This window comes from Komarekiella delphini-convector SJRDD-AB1 (genome assembly GCF_014831675.1).
Taxonomy (GTDB): domain Bacteria; phylum Cyanobacteriota; class Cyanobacteriia; order Cyanobacteriales; family Nostocaceae; genus Komarekiella.
In genome coordinates this window covers 435,364-455,052 of sequence record NZ_VJXY01000001.1, presented here as the reverse complement: position 1 = coordinate 455,052, position 19,689 = coordinate 435,364, and the positions used below count along the sequence as shown (strand labels likewise).

The 19,689-nt window shown below is 42.2% G+C and carries 19 protein-coding genes, 1 tRNA gene and 1 pseudogene; 10 read left to right on the top strand and 11 right to left on the bottom strand.

Annotation, left to right across the window (positions count from 1 at the left end):
* Positions 1–221: 221 nt before the first annotated feature.
* The 3 genes from sppA to FNW02_RS01980 all read left to right on the top strand — a co-directional run bounded on the left by sppA (position 222) and on the right by FNW02_RS01980 (position 3,367).
* On the top strand, positions 222–2,057 hold the full coding sequence (gene sppA, locus FNW02_RS01990) for a signal peptide peptidase SppA (RefSeq protein WP_191755903.1): 1,836 nt from the start codon (positions 222–224) through the stop codon (positions 2,055–2,057).
* Between the two features lie 178 nt (positions 2,058–2,235).
* Entirely contained in the window at positions 2,236–2,478 is a 243-nt protein-coding gene (locus FNW02_RS01985; RefSeq protein ID WP_225225342.1) for an efflux RND transporter periplasmic adaptor subunit, read from the top strand.
* A 100-nt stretch (positions 2,479–2,578) separates the two neighbouring features.
* A complete protein-coding gene (locus FNW02_RS01980) occupies positions 2,579–3,367 on the top strand; it encodes a Uma2 family endonuclease (RefSeq protein WP_191755902.1) in 789 nt (262 codons plus the stop codon).
* Between the two features lie 159 nt (positions 3,368–3,526).
* Here the strand turns inward: FNW02_RS01980 and FNW02_RS01975 are convergent, their stop codons facing one another.
* Positions 3,527–3,748: a cyclic nucleotide-binding domain-containing protein gene (locus tag FNW02_RS01975; RefSeq protein WP_348535356.1), complete on the bottom strand. Its 222-nt coding sequence runs from the start codon at positions 3,746–3,748 to the stop codon at positions 3,527–3,529.
* A 306-nt stretch (positions 3,749–4,054) separates the two neighbouring features.
* Here FNW02_RS01975 and FNW02_RS01970 point away from each other — a divergent pair, with 306 nt between their 5' ends.
* Complete coding sequence (locus tag FNW02_RS01970) at positions 4,055–4,765, top strand: Uma2 family endonuclease (protein WP_191755901.1); 711 nt, start codon at positions 4,055–4,057, stop codon at positions 4,763–4,765.
* Here FNW02_RS01970 and FNW02_RS01965 read toward each other — a convergent pair.
* The gene (locus FNW02_RS01965) at positions 4,756–4,983 is read right to left on the bottom strand and encodes a hypothetical protein (protein WP_225225341.1); all 228 of its coding nucleotides are present in this window, start codon (positions 4,981–4,983) and stop codon (positions 4,756–4,758) included. The two genes, FNW02_RS01970 and FNW02_RS01965, sit on opposite strands and share 10 nt — an antisense overlap.
* Positions 4,984–5,591: 608 nt before the next feature.
* On the opposite strand from FNW02_RS01965, the gene FNW02_RS01955 reads away from it, so the two are divergent.
* Positions 5,592–5,831, top strand: coding sequence for a hypothetical protein (locus FNW02_RS01955; protein ID WP_191755900.1), 240 nt, complete (start codon positions 5,592–5,594; stop codon positions 5,829–5,831).
* Here FNW02_RS01955 and FNW02_RS01950 read toward each other — a convergent pair.
* Positions 5,828–6,541: a GDYXXLXY domain-containing protein gene (locus tag FNW02_RS01950; RefSeq protein ID WP_191755899.1), complete on the bottom strand. Its 714-nt coding sequence runs from the start codon at positions 6,539–6,541 to the stop codon at positions 5,828–5,830. The genes FNW02_RS01955 and FNW02_RS01950 overlap by 4 nt on opposite strands.
* 166 nt (positions 6,542–6,707) lie before the next feature.
* The gene (locus FNW02_RS01945; protein WP_191755898.1) at positions 6,708–8,117 is read right to left on the bottom strand and encodes a DUF2157 domain-containing protein; all 1,410 of its coding nucleotides are present in this window, start codon (positions 8,115–8,117) and stop codon (positions 6,708–6,710) included.
* A 152-nt stretch (positions 8,118–8,269) separates the two neighbouring features.
* On the opposite strand from FNW02_RS01945, the gene FNW02_RS01940 reads away from it, so the two are divergent.
* The gene (locus FNW02_RS01940) at positions 8,270–9,235 is read left to right on the top strand and encodes an RsmB/NOP family class I SAM-dependent RNA methyltransferase (protein ID WP_191755897.1); all 966 of its coding nucleotides are present in this window, start codon (positions 8,270–8,272) and stop codon (positions 9,233–9,235) included.
* A 406-nt stretch (positions 9,236–9,641) separates the two neighbouring features.
* Positions 9,642–10,139, top strand: coding sequence for an NUDIX hydrolase (locus tag FNW02_RS01935; RefSeq protein WP_191755896.1), 498 nt, complete (start codon positions 9,642–9,644; stop codon positions 10,137–10,139).
* Positions 10,140–10,157: 18 nt separating this feature from the next.
* Here FNW02_RS01935 and FNW02_RS01930 read toward each other — a convergent pair whose 3' ends face one another.
* The 4 genes from FNW02_RS01930 to FNW02_RS01915 form a co-directional block, all read right to left on the bottom strand.
* Positions 10,158–11,612: a DICT sensory domain-containing protein gene (locus FNW02_RS01930; protein WP_191755895.1), complete on the bottom strand. Its 1,455-nt coding sequence runs from the start codon at positions 11,610–11,612 to the stop codon at positions 10,158–10,160.
* A 180-nt stretch (positions 11,613–11,792) separates the two neighbouring features.
* Positions 11,793–12,194, bottom strand: coding sequence for a hypothetical protein (locus FNW02_RS01925; RefSeq protein WP_191755894.1), 402 nt, complete (start codon positions 12,192–12,194; stop codon positions 11,793–11,795).
* A 187-nt stretch (positions 12,195–12,381) separates the two neighbouring features.
* Positions 12,382–13,881: a UDP-N-acetylmuramoyl-L-alanyl-D-glutamate--2,6-diaminopimelate ligase gene (locus FNW02_RS01920; RefSeq protein ID WP_191756041.1), complete on the bottom strand. Its 1,500-nt coding sequence runs from the start codon at positions 13,879–13,881 to the stop codon at positions 12,382–12,384.
* A gap of 53 nt (positions 13,882–13,934) precedes the next feature.
* Positions 13,935–14,246, bottom strand: coding sequence for a glutaredoxin family protein (locus FNW02_RS01915; protein ID WP_191755893.1), 312 nt, complete (start codon positions 14,244–14,246; stop codon positions 13,935–13,937).
* Positions 14,247–14,531: 285 nt separating this feature from the next.
* On the opposite strand from FNW02_RS01915, the pseudogene FNW02_RS01910 reads away from it, so the two are divergent.
* The 3 genes and pseudogenes from FNW02_RS01910 to FNW02_RS01900 form a co-directional block, all read left to right on the top strand.
* Positions 14,532–14,858: pseudogene (locus FNW02_RS01910) on the top strand (Uma2 family endonuclease); the annotation flags it as partial.
* A gap of 514 nt (positions 14,859–15,372) precedes the next feature.
* The gene (gene cysH, locus FNW02_RS01905; protein WP_191755892.1) at positions 15,373–16,098 is read left to right on the top strand and encodes a phosphoadenosine phosphosulfate reductase; all 726 of its coding nucleotides are present in this window, start codon (positions 15,373–15,375) and stop codon (positions 16,096–16,098) included.
* A gap of 387 nt (positions 16,099–16,485) precedes the next feature.
* A complete protein-coding gene (locus FNW02_RS01900) occupies positions 16,486–16,704 on the top strand; it encodes a hypothetical protein (RefSeq protein ID WP_225225340.1) in 219 nt (72 codons plus the stop codon).
* 273 nt (positions 16,705–16,977) lie between these two features.
* On the opposite strand, the gene FNW02_RS01895 is transcribed toward FNW02_RS01900, so the two are convergent.
* From FNW02_RS01895 to FNW02_RS01885, 3 genes are all read right to left on the bottom strand, one after another.
* A tRNA-Cys gene (locus FNW02_RS01895) sits at positions 16,978–17,049 on the bottom strand.
* 543 nt (positions 17,050–17,592) lie between these two features.
* Positions 17,593–18,693: an ABC transporter ATP-binding protein gene (locus tag FNW02_RS01890; RefSeq protein WP_191755890.1), complete on the bottom strand. Its 1,101-nt coding sequence runs from the start codon at positions 18,691–18,693 to the stop codon at positions 17,593–17,595.
* Between the two features lie 114 nt (positions 18,694–18,807).
* Positions 18,808–19,689 (bottom strand): carbohydrate ABC transporter permease, encoded by an 882-nt coding sequence (locus FNW02_RS01885; protein WP_191755889.1) that lies wholly within the window; start codon positions 19,687–19,689, stop codon positions 18,808–18,810.

The window sequence follows — 19,689 nt, the reverse complement described above, 5'->3', positions numbered from 1 at the left end:
AGGAAGTCTATCTTAAAAAGTCCAGAGTCTCTTTCAGAGACGCTGTGCGTAGCTTGCTTCCCTGAAAGGGTACGGAGGAAACTTCGCTCCGGCTTTTCCCTCCGCTTAGGCTTCTCCCTTTGTCATTTGTCTAATGATTCTTGACTGTTGAATGCCACTTGCGCGGTTGCCGGGAAACCCTAGTCGAGCAGTGGCCCCTTTTGACTCTTGACTTTTGACTAATGCGTAATTTTCTTAAACAAACTTTTGCTAGCTTAGTTGGTAGTTTACTAGGACTGATTATTTTCTCTGGTCTGGGTACTACTGGACTGCTATTGTTACTTGTAGCTGCCACCTCCTCCAAAAATGTTGGCCCAGAAGTCAAAGATAAGTCAGTGCTAGTTTTTGACTTGTCGATGAAAATCACTGATGGCGCACCCAGTTCCAGCGAAGTGCTGCAAAACACACTATCAGGTGTGGAAGATAAAAGGATGACACTCCGCAAAGTTCTGGAAACTCTGGAAAAGGCCCGGCGTGATCCGCGAATTGTTGGTATTTATTTAGATGCGACACGCACAAGAGACGCTACTAGCGTCGGCTATGCATCTCTTAAAGAAGTCCGTCAAGCCTTGGAGAAATTCCGAACTGCGGGAAAAAAGATTGTAGCTTATGGTGGCAACTGGAGTGAGCAGGAATATTATTTGAGTTCGGTGGCAAATACCATCGTACTTAACCCTGTGGGACTAATGGAAGTCAACGGTTTGAGTAGCCAACCGATTTTCTTGGCGGGAGCATTGCAAAAGTATGGTATTGGTGTTCAAGTCGTGCGGGTAGGGAAATTTAAGGGAGCAGTAGAACCATTAATCCTCACAAAACTGAGTCCAGAAAACCGCGAACAAACGCAAAAATTGTTAGATGATGTTTGGGGAGAATGGCGCACAACTGTGGGAACAAGTCGTAAAATTAACCCCCAACAGTTGCAAGCGATCGCCGATAATCAAGCGGTACTAGAAGCAACGGAAGCCAAAACCAGCGGTTTGATAGATCAAGTAGCATACATTGATCAAGTGGTAGCTGACCTCAAACAATTGACAGCTAGTAAAAAGGAAGACAAAACATTCCGGCAAATTACCCTGGATAACTACGCGCAAGTTCCCGGCAAATCGTTAGGTGTAGAACGCAACTCGAAAAATAAAATTGCTATTGTTTATGTTGAGGGTGAGATTGTCGATGGTAGAGGTGAAACTGGGGAAGTAGGAGGCGATCGCTTTGCAAAAATCTTCAACAAACTGCGACAAGATAATGATGTCAAAGCAGTGATTCTACGGATTAATAGCCCTGGTGGAAGTGCTACCGCTGCTGAAATCATGCAGCGAGAAGTCCGGCTGACTCGTGAAGTAAAACCAGTTGTAGTATCGATGGGTGATGTCGCCGCCTCTGGTGGTTACTGGATTGCCAGCGACTCTAACCGGATTTTTGCCGAACCAAATACAATTACAGGCTCAATTGGTGTGTTTGGAGTGCTGTTGAATGGTCAAAAACTGGCAAACGATAATGGTATCACCTGGGATTCGGTAAAAACTGGACGCTATGCTGATAGTCAAACAGCTTCTCGCCCCAAATCACCCCAAGAGTTGGCGCTTTACCAGCGCAGTGTTAACCGGATTTACAATATGTTTTTGAATAAAGTTTCTCAAGGTCGGAAACTGCCAGAACAAAAAGTAGCAGAAATTGCCCAAGGACGAGTTTGGTCGGGTGTAGCGGCTAAAGAAATTGGTTTGGTGGATGAAATTGGCGGTTTGAATGCTGCGATCGAATACGCTGCTAAACAGGCGAATCTAGGTAATGATTGGGAATTACAAGAGTACCCGCGAATTAGCAGCTTTGAAGAACGCTTTTTCGGGCGAGCAACTGAAGAGGTGCAGACTGCTTTGGGGCTTGAAGGGGCAAAACTCAAACAATCCAATCCCCTCACCGCTGAATTTGAGAAACTGCAACAAGAAATTGGGATTCTGCAAAAGATGAACGATCCACAGGGAGTTTATGCCCGTTTGCCTTTCAACATTAAAATTGAGTAGTTGCCTGGTAAAGTTAAGCTCATCCCACCTCTAAAAGGGGATGGGATTTCATGTTGACAGTTGACTGTTAACTGTTGACTGTTAACTGTTAACTGTTAACGGTCAAATTGAAGCCCAACAAAAGAAAGTTACAGAAATGAAAGCTCAGTTAGTTGAGGGCGTAAAGGTATAAATATCTGTGATTGCGCGTCAGGAAGTGGAACTACGCAAAGCCAAAAATGACTATGAACGGTACAAAACTCTGTTGCAAGAAGGGGCTGTTTCCTTAGCCGAAACTGAAACCAGACGTTTGCAAGTAGAGATTGAGGAAGAAAGATTGCAGGAGGCAAAAGCCAACCTGAGTGGCCTCCATCCCTATGACAGCGAACGGGTTAAAACTCTCAATAAACTACAAGTAAGAGCATCAATTCATATTCAGTAATGAAATAGTCGATATCAGTGGCAAGTAAGAAAACCGCAGCGTTCTTGATTTCTATTACCATATATATATTTGCTGCGGGCTACCCCACTCGTGAACAGCCATGTCAGAAACTACTTTTCCTGCACCCTTGATTGAAAATCCCCCCACTCAAGCAGAACTTCCCTATGATGATGGTGTTCCAATGGAAAGTGCAAGGCATAAAGCACAGATGGACTTGCTGATAGATGCCTTAATTCCTTGGTTGTCACAACGAGAAGACGGGTTTGTCGGTGGGAATATGTTTGTCTACTACAGTCTGGCGCAGTTACGAAACCAAGATTTTAGAGGCCCAGACTTTTTTGTAGTGCTGAGTGTCCCTCAAGGTGAACGCAAAAGTTGGGTAGTTTGGGAAGAAGGAAAAGCACCGGATGTTGTGATTGAGTTACTTTCCGAAAGTACAGCCACCGTAGACAAAAACGAGAAAAAGCTGATTTATCAAAATCAAATGCGTGTACCAGAATATTTCTGGTATGACCCCTTTAACCCAGATGATTGGGCGGGTTTTTCTATCCAACAAAGAGTTTACCAACCACTGGTTGTCAGCGATCGCAATCAATTGGTAAGTGAATCCTTGGGGTTAGCGTTGCAGCGTTGGCAGGGAAATTACAAAGGAATTGAGGCGACTTGGTTACGTTGGGCAACTTTGGCGGGAGAATTACTACTAACACCAGAAGAACAGGAATATCAACGCGCCGAACACGAACGCCAACGAGCAGACAGGGCTGAAGCGCAGTTGTTACAAACGGCACGAAATTTACTGGCGGGTGGGATGACGGCCGAACAGGTAGCTAGCGTCACAGGTATGGATGTATCGGCGATCGCACCATTGATTTCAACATCTGAGTCGTGATAAAAATGGTATTACTGAGCGATCGCGCAGTGAATCCCCGCTCTAGCAAAGATTCCGAATGCGCGTCTAAATTGCATAACTACTCTTTGTAGTTGTTAACTGTTGACTGTTTACAGTTAACGGTTAACAGTCAACCTTAATATCGAGGTAACGTGCAATTTAAATGCATAACAGCTTACAAAAACTTTCTCGATCAGCTGTCATAACTTCAACGTCAGTATTGGCTGCGGCTCTAACCGTAAAAGGATAGTTTTGCCCATCAATCAACTGTGCATTCCCAAAAGATTCGCCTGGTTTCAGCTTAGATAATGGGCGATCGCTCACAGATATTTCCGCTTCTCCTTCTAATATTAAGTAGAATTGATTGGCTACACCTAAGATCGTTTTTGTTGTTCGGCGATCGCATTTAAAGCTTGTAAAGTCGCGTGATATTCCCTACCTGTCTTTAATGTAAAAATATGTAGTAAAAAGGTTTTTTTTATCACTCATAATTCAATAAAGTGCAGTTAACGTTAAAGCTGATATTATGGAAAACTTATCCCAAAAAGCAAACTTAGAGGCACAGTTTTTAATATAGAGCAATGTCTAGGGAATAACTATAATCAGCTAGATTATGATAGTCATAACATCTGTGTATCTACCCGCAGCTATTCAACTGCCCATCTCACCTCTAACCCCAATCAAATTATGTCAGTTGCCCAAGAGTTAGAACCAGCAAAAGATATAATATTTCCACCAGGAGATATATACAGTGACGAACCACCATTGGAAAGCGATTTACATCTACGGCAGATTATTCTGTTATTACAATGCTTAGAATTGTGGTGGCAAAACCGCAATGACTTTTATGCGGCGGGAAATTTGACAATTTACTACAGCCAACGTCAACTGAAATCAGAAGAATTTCGTGGGCCTGACTTTTTTGTAGTACACGGATGCGATCGCCACCCGCGCAAAAGCTGGGTAATCTGGCAAGAAGATGGTAAGTATCCCAATATCATTGTCGAGTTACTTTCGTCTTCTACAAAAGCCACTGACAAAGGCTTAAAAAAACAAATCTACCAAGATACATTTCGCACACCAGAGTATTTTTGGTTTGACCCATATAATTTAGAATTTGCTGGGTTTCATCTAGCAGACGGGAATTACCAACCGATAGAACCGAACTCCCAAGGTTGGTTATGGAGTCAGCAGTTAGATTTATACTTAGGTGTGCATAACAATCAATTACGCTATTTTACAGCACAAGGACAGTTATTACCGACACCAGAAGAATTTGCTGAACAGGAAAAACAGCGTGCTGAACAGGAAAAACAGCGTGCTGAACAGGAAAAACAGCGTGCTGAACGTTTAGCCGCTAGGTTGCGAGAATTAAATATTGATCCCGATCATTTATAAAAATTGATTTCGTTACCAGGTAATTCAGTTTTGTTAGTAATTCGTAGTTTTTTAGTTTTGTGTGATTCTTTGACAAAACTATCAAAATACCATTGCAGTAGGGGAGCAAAAAGACTGTGCAGCCTCATCAAAAGAGACATTGCTAGTCCTGGTGTAATTGCAAAAGCTTTACGGGTAATTTCTTGTAAAATCTCAATTGCCACTTTCTCTGCGGACATAATTTGGCATTTGCTAAAACTGCGATCATTTTGATTAATTTGTGCTTCTGTATGCAAACTGATAAAAAGCGCAGACGTGCAGCATCATTAGCGACAGCAGGATAAATCATTGGTTGAACGTTGATTCCAGCTTGGAAGAGAGCATGAGATAGCTGAATACAAGTTAGAGAATTTCCCACGACAATGGGAATGATGGGAGAATTCTGGCTTGTGGCAGTGTTCCAACCCTGTGCTTGAGCTAGTTGCAAAAATTGTTGCGATCGCTGTTACAAAATTTTAACTCGTTGAGGTTCTGATTTCAGTAACCGCAGAGATGCCAAAGCAGCATGAGGAAAAGGCACGGTTTTAGCACCGGTTGACATTCTCCCACCGCTAACTCAGAGTACCAAGTATAGCGGGGGATTCCAAAGATTGCTTTTTGGGTTTCCTCTTTTCAAGAGGCTCTCACTCCATTTATAATGGGCTTTGCCTCAGTCGGCTTAACCCGAACCCAGGTTAAGATAGAATTTACGCATTAACATTAGTCTCCTAGAAACCAGCTGACATTAGCAGCGAGGATGTGTAAAGTAGTTGAGAGTTGACTACTCTTATACTTGACACATCCATCTATGGATAGAAAAACCCGACGCTTTTTGCTGCTTGTTGTTTCTTGTAGTGTAACTGGTGTAATTTTAGGAGGTACTGCCAGTTGGGCACAAAGCAGTCTTTGCTTGCAAGACAGTAAGGTTACGAGTGAGTGCCTGACCCAAGACCCAATTCAAAAGACTCTACAAGGAATGAGTACCGGATTGTTAGCCGGGGCTGGGGCTGCTTGTGGTGCAGTATGGCGTCTACGGCATGAAGATTAAAAGCGATAGTTGCGATCGCGCACCCACATACTGATAGGCACTGCGTTACCTTGAGGATCGACTTTAGCTTTCACCACTATGGGTGGCTGCTGTCCTCTTCGATTCCGTTGAGCTTGTCGGATATCGTTGTTAATCTGCTGCCGTTGGTTTTCTGGGATGTAATATGTTTCTAAACCATAGTTAACGAAGCCATCCTGGTACACACCTTTTAAGGCTGCCTGATTAGCTCTTAGGGAAGTGGGGCGATCGCCAGTCACTCGTACTGGCCTCCAAGCTCTAGGAACACCACTACCAGACGAAAATTGCTCTTGCAAAATCACGTATATGTTGGTTCCGTCGGGCAATCGTCTGCCACTTCCACGACCTTTACTAACCAAAGTCTCCCAACCAGGCAATCTTCTCAAAGTTGCAGTCCGGGATATGTTATAATCCAGCGCTAGGGAATTACCCTGCTGTACACTGTTGGGATTTACAGGCGCAGTTTGCAAAATTACTGTCTTGCCTGTCATGTCTGTGTACAGCGCTTGAGCTGGCACTGCCATAATTAAACCCGTTTGGATGAGCAAGGGAGCTATTAGCCGCCAAATAGGTAAAGGCTTATTCGATTTTTGTTCAGATGCAATTAGGTAATCCCGAAAAGTTAATTTTTCAGAGAATTCCGCTTCAGGAGACAACGATTTATTTTTAGAGTCAGAAGCGCTACTTTTCATGAGCGTAGTCCTAAAAAGAAGGGGTATTGCGGAGGTCAAAAGTAACAAGATTAGGACTAACGCAGAGAAACTCTATCTAAATAAGGAGGCAGAGGGGCAGAGGAGGAATAAATACTAATGACTCTTGACTCTTGTACAGACGCGATTAATCGCGTCTCAGCACTCTTTACTTCTTACTTGCAGCAGGTTTGCGGCGTTCAAACCAGAGTCCAGCGCTAATTAAAGCAGAACCGCATAGGACAAAGACGAGTGACTTGAAGAGTAAGTCAGTATCGTATTCCAGCATTCGACTGATAACTTGCAGCGTTAACAACAGCATACCGCCCCAAAAGGAGTTTCTGTTGTTTAATTTCAACCCTTCTTGAATTAGTCCCCAGGCTAATGTTACTAGAAGTACATTGAAAATAAAAATGCCAAGTTCATCAATTCGGCTGATAGTTTGATGCCAAAAAGGTACTACAACAATAAAGGCAATAAAGGTACTAATGACAGCAGTCGTGAAAATCACTTCGCGGCGAGGAGGGTTATTTCGTTGACGCATCAGAAACAACCATTGAAATACCGCCAAGCCGCTGAGAATTCCCAAATCGATGATCGGCAGAGACTCGAACAAGTTTGTCAAATTCGTTGGCTGATTATAAGCATAATCAGGAGATTCCCAACTCCAACGAAAAGACAGAACATAAAAGACAGCCCCAAAAGCCACCAACGCTAAATTACGGGCAAGGATTTGAAACAACCTGTAATTTATGCTGGGGAATAGCAAGTCGTCATAACTCCAGAATAATGCAGGTGGCAGTGCAAAGGCAAAAGATGCCACCCAAGGCGCTACTTCAGCATAATTCAGCAGTGGCAGCGGATTAAGGTTAGCTTGCAAGGAACTAGCAAAGCAGAAGGCTGCTAGACCAAAAATCCAACGCGATCGACAAAAATATGCTAATGGTACAAATAGCAGCCATGACAGTAGAGGCATATGCTGCACCACTAGCCGCGCCCAAGTCGATTCACCTGAAGAGTATAGCAAGTCTTCCAGTCCCGTCCAGTACCCGATTTGTACTAAGATAATTGCCAGAATTCCCAAGGAATTTATGGACAGACTGTAAGCCATGACTAAAACACCCAACCCCCAAGCCAAAAAAAGTTGGGAAGTTGTACCGCTAATATTGAACATCTGGGCCATCAAGGCGAAATTTGCGCCTAAAATGAAAGCGGCTAAAATTAGCAATCCTTCTCCCAGTATGCGTTTACTTTGTTCTGGTTTTTTTCCTTCAGGTTGTCTCCAGGTGTAAAAACCAGTGATAGTAATTGTGAAAAACAAGCTCATTAATAAAATAAACTTGACTTCTCGTGACCCAGATTGCCAGTTTGCTCCGACAAAAGTAATTATGCCTAAGCATAAAAGTATGCTGCCTATGGCAACCACGATCGCAACAAAGCGATCGCGTGCAGCAGCTTCCAGGTTTTTAAATTGATAACGTTCTGCTATTTGCTCATACAGCGAAGAACTAATTAGTCCTTCATCTCTCCACAGTTGTGCCTCTTTGCGTAGTTTTTGCGGAAAATTATCTAAGATCATGACCTACTCCGGTGCAGTGGGGTAATTTGGCAATTGCGAGCTGAAAAGCGGTCATTGTATTTTCAGTATGGAGCCAAGTACCTTAATTACATTGTTCTTGTGTAACAGTTTTATTTAGCATTCGCAGACAACACAATTATTTATATATCTATATGGAAAAACCTTCTAATTTATTACTTAAACTTTCACGGCGTTTGTTTACAAATCCAGATGATCAAGAAAGATTTGTCGAGGCTTTAATGAATCCCCAGCCTTTTCAACCAAGTATTCTTTGGTGTCAGGAAAAGCCAGAATTTACCTCTTTTTCGGTGGAAACACCAACACATTGGCAACCAGATTTTATAGACCGTCTCTATCTAGGAGAAAAACCTGGTCAGCATCCACTACATGAAAAAGGATATTTCTATTGTTTAGATTTTTCTTCTGTATTTGCTGCTGCTACTTTGTTAACAATTTCTCAGTCAGTGCGTTTAGTTTTTGATATGTGTGCTGCACCAGGAGGAAAAAGTATCTTTGCCTGGAAGGCTTTACAACCGGAATTAATCATCAGTAATGAAGTAATTGGTAAACGTCTAGGAATGCTAATTTCTAATTTGAAGCGTTGTCATATTAGCCCTAGTGCTGTAGTTAATAGAGATTCAAGTATATTTGCAGATTTAATTCCATTTTCTAGTAATTTAGTAATAGTAGATGCTCCTTGCACTGGACAATCTTTACTTGCCAAAGGTGAAAAAGCTCCTGGGTGCTTTCATCCAACCGCTATTAATAAAAGTGCAAATCGGCAGAAACGGATTATAGCCAACTCTGCTAAAATTGTTTCACCACAAGGCTATCTTGCTTATATGACTTGCACATATTCGACTGAGGAAAATGAGCAGGTTTGTGAATGGTTTTTAGAAAGATTTCCTCACTTTCAGCCAGTGCAAGTAAGCAATTTATTAAAATATCAGTCGCATTTAACTACAATGCCTTGTTATCGAATGTTTCCTCAAGATAGGTTAGGTGCTGGTGCATTTACAGTACTATTTCAAAATACTAATAAAAGTGAGACTCAAGAAGTAGATTTTAATGCAATTTCTTCTCAGTATATCTATCAAAACCTTAAGAAATTGAGTTAATTGCATCCATAACAAATATCCAAGCTCATACTGCAAACATTTTTTTTAAAAAAGTACTGTGTTTGTTAATCAGCCTAAAGGAAGACCCCTTTTACACTCAGTCACTTTTATGATTGTCAGATGTTTGAAAATTCTGAGTGCTAGAAGCTGGTGTTCAAATTTTTCACAAATACATACTAAAGAATTAACCATGTCATCTAATCTTTACCTGTAGTTTCACCAAGATCCCCGACTTCTTAAAGAAGTCGGGGATCTGAACACCAAATTCTATGCTTTAAAATAACTCCTGCGGAAAAAAATTATCTGTTTTATAACTTGATATTAACCAAACAATATTTAGTATCAGATATTGCTTTTCTGAAATAAAAATTGTACAAAAAACTAAGTTGTACACTTTCTAATTTATATGAGTCGAAAAGTCAGCAAAGTGTTTGAACAGTCTGGAGTAATTCCTTACAGATTTAGAAATGGCAAAATTGAAATTTTGCTAATTTCAACTCGGAACTATCAACATTGGGTAATTCCGAAAGGAGATATTCCTAATGGAATGAGTCCACCTGATTCAGCAGCTAAAGAGGCATGGGAAGAAGCTGGAGTTATTGGACAAGTAGATGCAAATGAACTGGGTACTTATAAGTACCGCAAACGAGGCAGGATTTATCAAGTCAAGATGTATTTGTTACCAGTTGAAATTGTGAGTGAAGATTATCCAGAAGCAAATCAAAGAAAACGACAATGGCTAGATGTGAATAAAGCCATCAGACGCCTTAAGTTTAGTTCACTCAAACGAATCCTTAAGAGCTTTTTTCAAAGCAAATCAATTTTTGTGCATCTTGATGCTGGCCAGATGAATTTTTCTATTGATGTTTACACTCAATGTCCCGAATCTGAGGAAACGCCTTAAAAACGAGCCACATAAACATCACTCATGTTCTGTAGCGATCGCTCTTGGGATGTCGCCAACACTCGCCAGTTGTACTATAAAGCTAGAACCTTCATATAGCTTACTTTTTACAGAAATAGAGCCTCCACAGCGTAATAGCAACTGCTGTACAATCGTTAACCCCAACCCCGCGCCACCATAATCTTCAGTTGCTCCCACACGTACTCGATAAAAGCGGTCAAAAATTTTGGGAATTTCACTTTCGGCAATACCGATACCTGTATCGCGGAATTCCAATTGAACACAATTGCCATGCACACGGGCACGCACCCATACTCGACCACCATTGGGCGTAAACTTAATACTGTTATGTAGCAGATTTATCACAATCTGCCTCAGCCCACCATTTACACACCGAACAGCAGGCAGTTCAGTAGGTACTGTGTAGGCTAGCATGATGCCTTTTTCTTGGGCTACAGGCTGGTAGGTACTGACTACCCCAGGTACAATATCTGAGAGACGTACCGACTCTAAAGTCGTCTCCTCCAAATTACGCTCTAGTTGCACCAAATCCAATAAACCAGTAATCAAAGAATTTTGGCGATCGCACTGGGTATTTAGCATTTGTAAATAACGTTGTCGCTGCGGCGGTTTGAGATTAGGAGAATTCAACAAAGAGAGTGCTGTTTTCATGTGCGTCAGGGGTGTGCGTAGTTCTTGACACACATTGTTCAGGTATTCATCCTTGAGTTCCTCTTTATTATGCAGGTTTTGATTTTGCTGCTGCAACTTAGCAGTGCGTTCTGCCATGATTTGACGATTAATTTCATCTAATCGCTGGAGCTGTTTTGCTAAAAGTTGATTCATCAATGCGGGTTCAGGCGCACTTGGGCAAATAAAATCAGTAAGTAACATGGGAAATGACTCTGGCGCAGTCGCCTGTTGAATCCCATCTAATACTTGTTGAATTATTTTTCCATCAACAGTAGTTATAATCAGCAATGGCTGATTTTTTTTAGTATTTGCCTTCCCCAAAATGGGATTTTCACGTTTTTTAAGTGGTCGATGCGCCAAAACTAAACTGCAAAACTGTGGCGATAACACCATCAAAAAGTTTTCCCGCCGCAATTGACTATTGGCTGGTAGTTGAACACGGACATGATGAACAGATGAGGTAGAATGTTCTCCCTTGTCTTCCCCCGCTCCTCTACCTCCCTCTGCTTGTGCTCTTTCACTCTCCGCGAGTTGATAAACATAGATGAGACTAGACGCACCCACCAAGGATTGATAACGTGCTAATTCTGATTGCCAAATTTTTTCTGGTGGTAGTTTTACCCATAAAGTGGCTACAATCTGCTGCTCAATGAGTAAGTCTATTTGCGCTCTCACCAGTGATAGCAGAGTAGCAGGACTGAGGGACAATGCTTTAGGAGGCGATTGCACTCCCAAAACCAGCTGATAAACAGATAGATCCTTAGTCAGAGAAACATTCATGAGTTAAGTACAATTAAGGAAAAACGAAGAAGGATTAAGAAAAAAATAATACTGTCTTCGATTTTCACCCCTATATGTACATTTTTGACAAAAAAGCTACCGAAAAAATATAAATTCTGAATTATCTAAGTTATATGACTCACTACTTCTAGTTTTAGAATTGCTAATAATTATCAAAATCTACCACCCACGCGCCCCAATCTTCTGGCAAACAATTCGCATTGCTTTACCTGGTGAAGAACTTGCTACAAAAGGAATTTCTCCTTTCTCCTTATCCTCTTCAAGTAGCTGTCCCCCTGTTCCGTAAATGGCAATGCGATTTAGAAAAAGCCGTGATTCTGTACATGATGCAGAGAATGTAGTCTCGAATATGCCATCTCCGTAAAGTCCGTAAAGCTTGTATGTCGTACCATGAATAGTTTTAGTATCCAGAGCGACGCTGTTTCCTCCTTTATCGTGCCCCACGGTGACATATCTTTCCGCATTTTGGGCGTTGGCGTAGCCTCTCTGAAGGAGACTTGCCGCAGTACCAATTGACAAAATAGCGATCGCTCCCAGCGTGCCACCTATTTTAAAAAACATAAGCTTTAAAACTATAAGATTTTCACATTTCTAGCCACAATCGAGCGGTTACGGCACGGTAGAAGCACCGAAATAAAGTATTATACTAAGATTTTTTCAGTGATATTACTTATTGGGGACTGTTGACTGGGGATTGGGGACTGGCATTTTCCCAATGCCCTGTGCCCAATCCCGTGCGATCGCGTAATTAACCTCGTATTTTCAGTCTTTCTTGTAAGGCATCACGTGCGTGTTCTCGGTCGTCAAAGTGGATTTTTTCTGTGCCGAGAATTTGATAGTCTTCGTGACCTTTACCAGCGAGCAATACCCCATCACCGGGTTGTGCTTGTAAAATAGCGGTGCGAATGGCAGTAGCGCGATCGCCATTCACAATAGGCTTTACTGTCTCAGGAATTCCCGCCAAAATATCTTGTAAAATTCTTTCTGGGTCTTCAGTGCGGGGATTATCCGATGTCACTACTGCAACATCAGCTAAGTAAGCGGCGATTTTACCCATTTTTGGGCGTTTAGTGCGATCGCGATCGCCGCCACAGCCAAACACGCAAATCATCTTCCCAGGTATAAACGGACGTGCGGCTTTGAGTAGATTTTCTAAACTATCAGGCGTGTGGGCATAATCTACAATCACACTAATATCTTGCTCAGGAATAATTTGCACTCGTTCCATCCGTCCGGGAACTCCTGCAAACTCAGGTATCACAGATACGATTAACTCTAAATCTAGCCCTAAATGTAAAACTGCTCCTACCGCTGCCAACAGATTTTCTAAATTGTATTGTCCAACCAAGGGAGAACGAAAAGCCACATTACCCTTTGGTGTATGCAACATTCCACTAACACCATTTGGCTCGTAATTTAAATCACTCATCCACAAATCAGCACTATTGTCGTTGACACTATAACTCCACCGATCTGAATTCAACGATGCAATTAATCGCTTACCGTAGGTGTCATCAGCGTTAATAATCGCCCGTCCCTTGAGATAATTAGGACTAAACAACAGCGCTTTGGCAGCAAAATAATCTTCCATATCGCTGTGATAGTCTAGATGGTCTTGAGTGAGATTGCTAAACACCCCCACCTCAAACTGACAACCCAAAACTCGACCTTGCGCTAAAGCGTGAGAACTAACTTCCATTACTCCAAACTCACAACCAGCATTTACAGCTTCCGCTAACTGCTGTTGTAATTCCACCGCAAACGGCGTAGTGTGAATAGCAGTCTGCTCAAAACCAGCCCAACGAGTGTAGAGAGTTCCCATCAAAGCCGTAGATAAATTGGCTTTGGTGAGCAGAAATTCAATTAAGTGAGTGGTTGTAGTTTTGCCATTAGTACCAGTTACACCTACCAGCTTGAGTTTTTGCCCTGGATAACCGTAAAAAGCGCTAGCTATCTGGCCACAAGCTTTAGTCATGTCCGTAGCACTAATGACCAAAGCTTCAGCCGTGGGAGGACTTTTTTGGACAGCTTCGGGAGAGATAATCGCCGCCACCGCACCGGATGCGATCGCACTTGGCCAAAATTCTCCACCATCTACCCGCGTTCCTGGCATCCCAATAAACAAATCTCCCACACTGCAAGCATGAGAATTCGTCTTCAAACCCTTAACTTCCACATCCTCCAAAGCAGGATGGTTAGTCAATTGCTCAACACTGTCTACCGCTGCAAGTAATTCCCGCAATTTCATCTTGTGAACCTCGTCACACATTTCTATTGCGCTTATTCTGCATTATTTTTTTTCTAATTGGATAAATACTTACGCAACATTTGCTCCAACTGCTGCACACTAGCACGCGGAGAAGGACGCGGCAAAGGTTCCTCAATCAACTTTTTTTCCTCCGCGCCCTTGGCGTCTTCTGTGCGAGACGCTGCGCGATGGCGGTTCGATAAATAAAGTACCGGCACTTCATACTGATACGCAGCGAACCAATCTTCACGAGTCGTAATATCCCGAATTTCCAACTCAAAACTGAGATTTTGAATTTGTTCTAACTTTTCCTGCAAACCCTCACACAAATGGCATCCAGGTTTACTGTATAAAATTAATCGCATTCGTTTCTACTTTTATCTATGTCAAAAAGACGAGATCTATACACGTCTTTACAAGCCATGATAAGCATAAAATGAATAGCTGTTTTTTCTGTGTAGATAAGTCAGGTTTTCTGTAAGGTGGGCATTGCCACTAATATCTCAAGTCCATCACATAGCCTTTTGTCGCCAATGCCCACCCTACTAGCTACGATTTATGGTCTAATTATTTGAAAAATGCTGTAATCTTAATCAAAATAGAGTCATCGCCAAGGAGACATGCTTGTTATGACTTAAGTCAAATCTCAAATCACACTACAAGAATTCCTCGCACTACCGGAATGGGATATCACCTACGAATTAGTTGATGGCGAAGCAAAACCTAAAATACAAGCAAAAAGATTCCACTCTAGACTAACAGGCATAATTTACATACTTTTAACCCAGTAGGTACAAAATCGCGGTGAGGTTGGTATCGAGTGGGCAATTACTTTAAAACGTAAGGGTCGGGACTGGGTACCAGTACCAGACTTACTTTATATCTCCTACTCTCGGCTTAATAATGATGTAATCGCCGATGAAGCTTGTCCCATACCTCCAGATTTAGCTATTGAAATTATCTCTCCAGACCAAAGCTAACGTCTGCGATGCCTACGGTGGGCTATGCCAACACATCTTTGATTACTTTAGACACAAAATGTAAAAACCCTACTCAGTTTTGAGCAGGGTTATGTAAAGTTTTTTGCTAAAATTCTCAGTTTTATTTATTTTAGAACACGTTCATGATTGCAATAATGCTAACGCTAGTTAACATAATCAAAACGCCCATAGTTAAAGATTGGCTTAATGTATTGTTCATTTAAGTAAAATCCTTTTTATTAAGGTTCTCTTAACCATATCAATACCAGTATAAATATCCATAAAAACACAGCAAAACTTAAAATCCTGTAAAGTTTCTTAGTAAATACTATGATTTTTACTTCCTGGCCAATTGTACTGAGCATAAAAAATCGGACAATGACCGATGCTCCATGCTCTATAATGTAGCGATCGCCGAACATCCTAATTACCTAATCTCCGAGCGGATTATGCGCCTTTTGTAGTGTAAAATTTACATTAATCAAGGTAGATATTTGAACAAAAAATTACTATGACAGCTTTCACGGCATCTCAAAATCAAACGAGCACTTTTGACCTAGAGCAATTAAATCAGCAATTTGAAACTGCCACTCCAAAAGAAATTTTGGCATGGTCTATAGAGAATATCCCAACAGGACTAGTGCAAACTAGCGCCTTTAACGTGGATGATATGGTAATTACACATATTCTTTACAGTGAACTTAAGCATCCGGTTCCTGTGATATTTCTCGACACCTTGCACCACTTCCGTGAAAGCCTAGAACTAGTTGCCAAAGCCAAACAAATCTATAACCTAGATCTGCAAACATACAAAACCCCAGATGTAGACACCCGCGAAGCCTTTACCGCCAAATATGGCGAAGCACTTTGGGACAGAGATATCGCCCAATTCCACCACATTACGAAAATTGAACCTCTGCAACGTAGTTTAGACGAACTAAATACAGTCGCTTGGATCACCGGACGCCGCCGTGACCAAGCAGTAACCCGTGCTAACATGCCCATATTTGAATTAGACAACCAAGGTCGGCTGAAAGTAAATCCTATTGCCACCTGGACACGCCAAGATAGCTGGGTTTACGTGGCTGAACACAAAGTGATCTATAACCCTCTGCACGACCAAGGTTATCCGAGCATTGGGGATGAACCTATTACCACCAAAGTAGGTCAAGGCGAAGACGAACGCGCCGGACGCTGGCGGGGAAGTAATAAAACTGAATGTGGAATTCATATTTAAGGATAAGTCGGCAATAGAGTAGGGAGTGAGAAATGGAAGAAAAGAATAATTTCTCGATTCTTCCAATCGCCCTCTCTCCTCGTCTACATTTGACTATCCAGTATGCCTATTGAACTGATTTTGAAAGTCCCAAAAGGCTGGAATCTTTAAGGCGGAACCCGGATTTGAATCGGGGAGTAGAGGTTTATACCTCTACAGCCTGTCTTAGTACTGCTGCCATACTCTCCTCTCTCTCTACCACCTTCAGATGGAACTGTTTAGCTAGCTTTTCTGAGAGTCTGAATGTCTGTTTAGTCTATCTCATCTGTACCTCTTGCTGTCTTGCTGTCTCCTATATCTACTTTGTCTCTGCTAGGGTAAGGAAGTATGTCTGTAAGAGTTTCCCAGATGAACTACCAGATAGTAAGAATAGATGGTTACAAGTACCTGGTAACTACTAATTTAGGCATTGCTGAGGCCGTTGGTCAAGCAGTCAAAATGGTTCAACCCATAACCAAAAACTCAGTTATAGAACTGTCTGCCCCATTGAGTACTAATGCAGATGTTATAGCGGCATTAGATACCTATAGGACTATCTATGGAGAACCCATAAGAACCCAGGTCTAGGCCAGGTATAGGCAAGCAATAGCATCAACCGCGCATGTTGCTCAGCATTGGCTCCCAAACCCCTTACAGCGCCTAGCCATTCTAGGCAACCTCAGCCTTAGCTTGCCCTTGTACTCCTCAACTCATACATGACCTTTAGACTGTCTAACCTCCTGACCAGTACTAACCATCTTGGCTACCCTATAACCTCTATCTCCCTTAGAGGAATAGCCAAGCCAATAGTCAAAGTCAAGGTTTATGGTAGTAAAACCGCTAGGTTTCCTAGTTATCTAAAGGCGGCACCCGGATTTGAACCGGGGGATGGAGGTTTTGCAGACCTCTGCCTTACCACTTGGCTATGCCGCCAGACATTCAATAATTTATTATATCAAAATTTTATCTAAATTTGCACTTTCTATCTTGGTAAATATTTCGGAAATCAAAAGTTAATTCAACAAAGAAACGATGATAATCAGCAGAAGTTACACTTTGGAGCCAATTCATCTCCGTGATAATTAGCTATATTTTGTATATACTGTAATGTTGCTTTATATCATAGATATAACGAAGAGACTCAATACATTTGGTGTGCAATGGAGTTATGAGATCGTGCCTTACCGATAATCGCTATCTTTATGACTAGTCTAATATAAACCACAAGAAATCCTCTATTCTTATGACTGTAAAACTCCAGACCGAAAACGACTTTCTTACGGCAAGCACCAGTATAAAGATAAATCAAGAAACAGAAAACGAAAAAGTTTTATGTTCTCATTGTCAACGCACCGCTACGAACGGTATTAAATGTAAAGGGATTTGTGTTGCTGACAATGATTATTAAGGTATGAATTTTATCGCTGCAATCTAGATAGCTGAGCGAGATTTCCAAGATTCTCTATAACTGTAGTACTAGCCCCTCGCACCTAACATTTGCCTCCTGACAAGAGCATGGCCAGATTGAACATCAAACCAGTGAATATCTTCAGAGGGCAATGTCAGTGTAATATTTTTGCTACTCCAATTTTGGTCTGTTGGCAACAAAGCACGTACTATAATCGCTTCAGTTTGTGAACTCTCAACCCTGACACTGACCAAATAGTGCATACCCAAGTTTTCTACTAGATACACTTGCCCTTGGATAGTTTGGGTATCGCCTGGTTGGGCAACGCGAACGTTTTCTGGGCGGATACCTAGCACAATCTGGGGTGGTACAGTTGGTATATTTGGCAGAGGAACTTGGAAGTTACCTAGTATTGCGTATCGTCCTTTACAAGGCAGAGTCAGCAAATTCATCTGAGGACTACCAACAAATCCAGCCACGAATAAATTTGCTGGATGGTTATAGATGAGTTCGGGCGGGTCTAGTTGCTGGACATAGCCATCGTTGAGCAAAGCTACTTTTGTGGAGAGTGTCATTGCTTCTGTTTGGTCATGGGTAACATAAACCACTGGGACTTTTTGATCTGCAAAAATTTGCTTGAGGTCGGCTCTGACTCGTTCCCGCAACAGGGCATCCAAGTTACTTAACGGTTCATCTAGCAGGTACACATTGGCATTACGTACTAAGGCGCGACCGACTGCAACACGCTGGCGTTGACCTCCAGACATTTGACCAGGCTTGCGGTTCATTAACTCTGCTAATCCTAAAACTTCTGCTACTTCTGCTACTCGCTGTTTAATTTCTGTTGGTGGTACTTTTCTTAGCTTGAGTCCAGAAGCGAGATTTTCGTACACTGTCATGTGGGGATAGAGTGCATAGCTTTGAAATACCATCGCAATGTTGCGATCGCCTGCTGGCTTATAGGTGACATCCACATCCCCAATCTTAATCTGACCGCGAGTAGGTTCTTCAAGACCCGCAATCATGCGTAGGACGGTGGATTTGCCACAGCCAGAAGGGCCCAGTAAAGTGAGAAACTCATCGTTATCTACTGTTAAGCTAACGTCTTTGACAGGGACGATTTTGGAAGTATAGGTTTTATTCAAGTTTTTGAGTTCAAGTTTAGCCATTTTTCTAATTGTCAGTGGTCAGTTGTCAGTGGTCAGTGGTCAATGGTCAGTGGTCAATGGTCAGGAGTCAGTTGTAATTTCTCTCGCTCTGCTCCCCCTGCCTCCCCTGCTCCCTCATCCTTTGACAGCACCAGCGGTAAGACCTTGGACAATCCGGCGCTGGAAAAACAAAACTAGTAAAACCAGAGGTAACGTCCCCACAACAGTAGCAGCAGCGATCGCACCATAGGGAATTTCAAATACTGTCGCACCACCCAATTGAGCAGCAGCAACGGGAATCGTCTTCAACTCTTCACGGGTCATAAACGTCAAAGCAAAGATAAACTCGTTCCAGGCAAAAATAAAGGTGAGAATTCCAGTAGTCACTAAGGCGGGAAGAGTCATGGGCAGCACGATTTGCCACAGGAGTTGAAAGGTGTTGTAGCCATCGACCCTAGCAGAATCTTCTAAATCTTTAGGTAATTGCTGGAAAAAGCTTCTGAGTACTAGAATTGTCAGCGGCAAATTGATGGCAGTGTAGGGTATAATCAGCGCCAGATAGTTGTTGCCCAGTCTGAGTGCTTGGATAATTTCTAACAGTCCCAAAAACAACAGAATTCCCGGAAATAAAGTCACAATTAGAATGCTGGCGAGAATAACTCGTTCACCCCAAGGGCGTAACCGTGCAAGGGCATAGGCAGCGGGCGCTCCGATCGCTAAAGCTAAAGCTGTAGAAGTAATCGACACAAAGGCACTGTTGAAGATATAGCGCCAGAATGGACGACGGGTGAATAACTCAATGTAGTGATTGAAAGTGAATCGTGTGGGGAAATAGACAGTAGGAACAGCTGCAATATCTTCGTTAACTTTAAACGAGGTCAGCAATTGCCATAGAGCTGGCGTTAGGCTGAATAACATTACTAATATAATTGCTATTAGCAGCAAGATTTTTTTAAAAGAAAACTTGGTTTTCCCTGTTCGTCCTGGAGTTGTTGTAACTGCTTGTGGAGTTGTCAT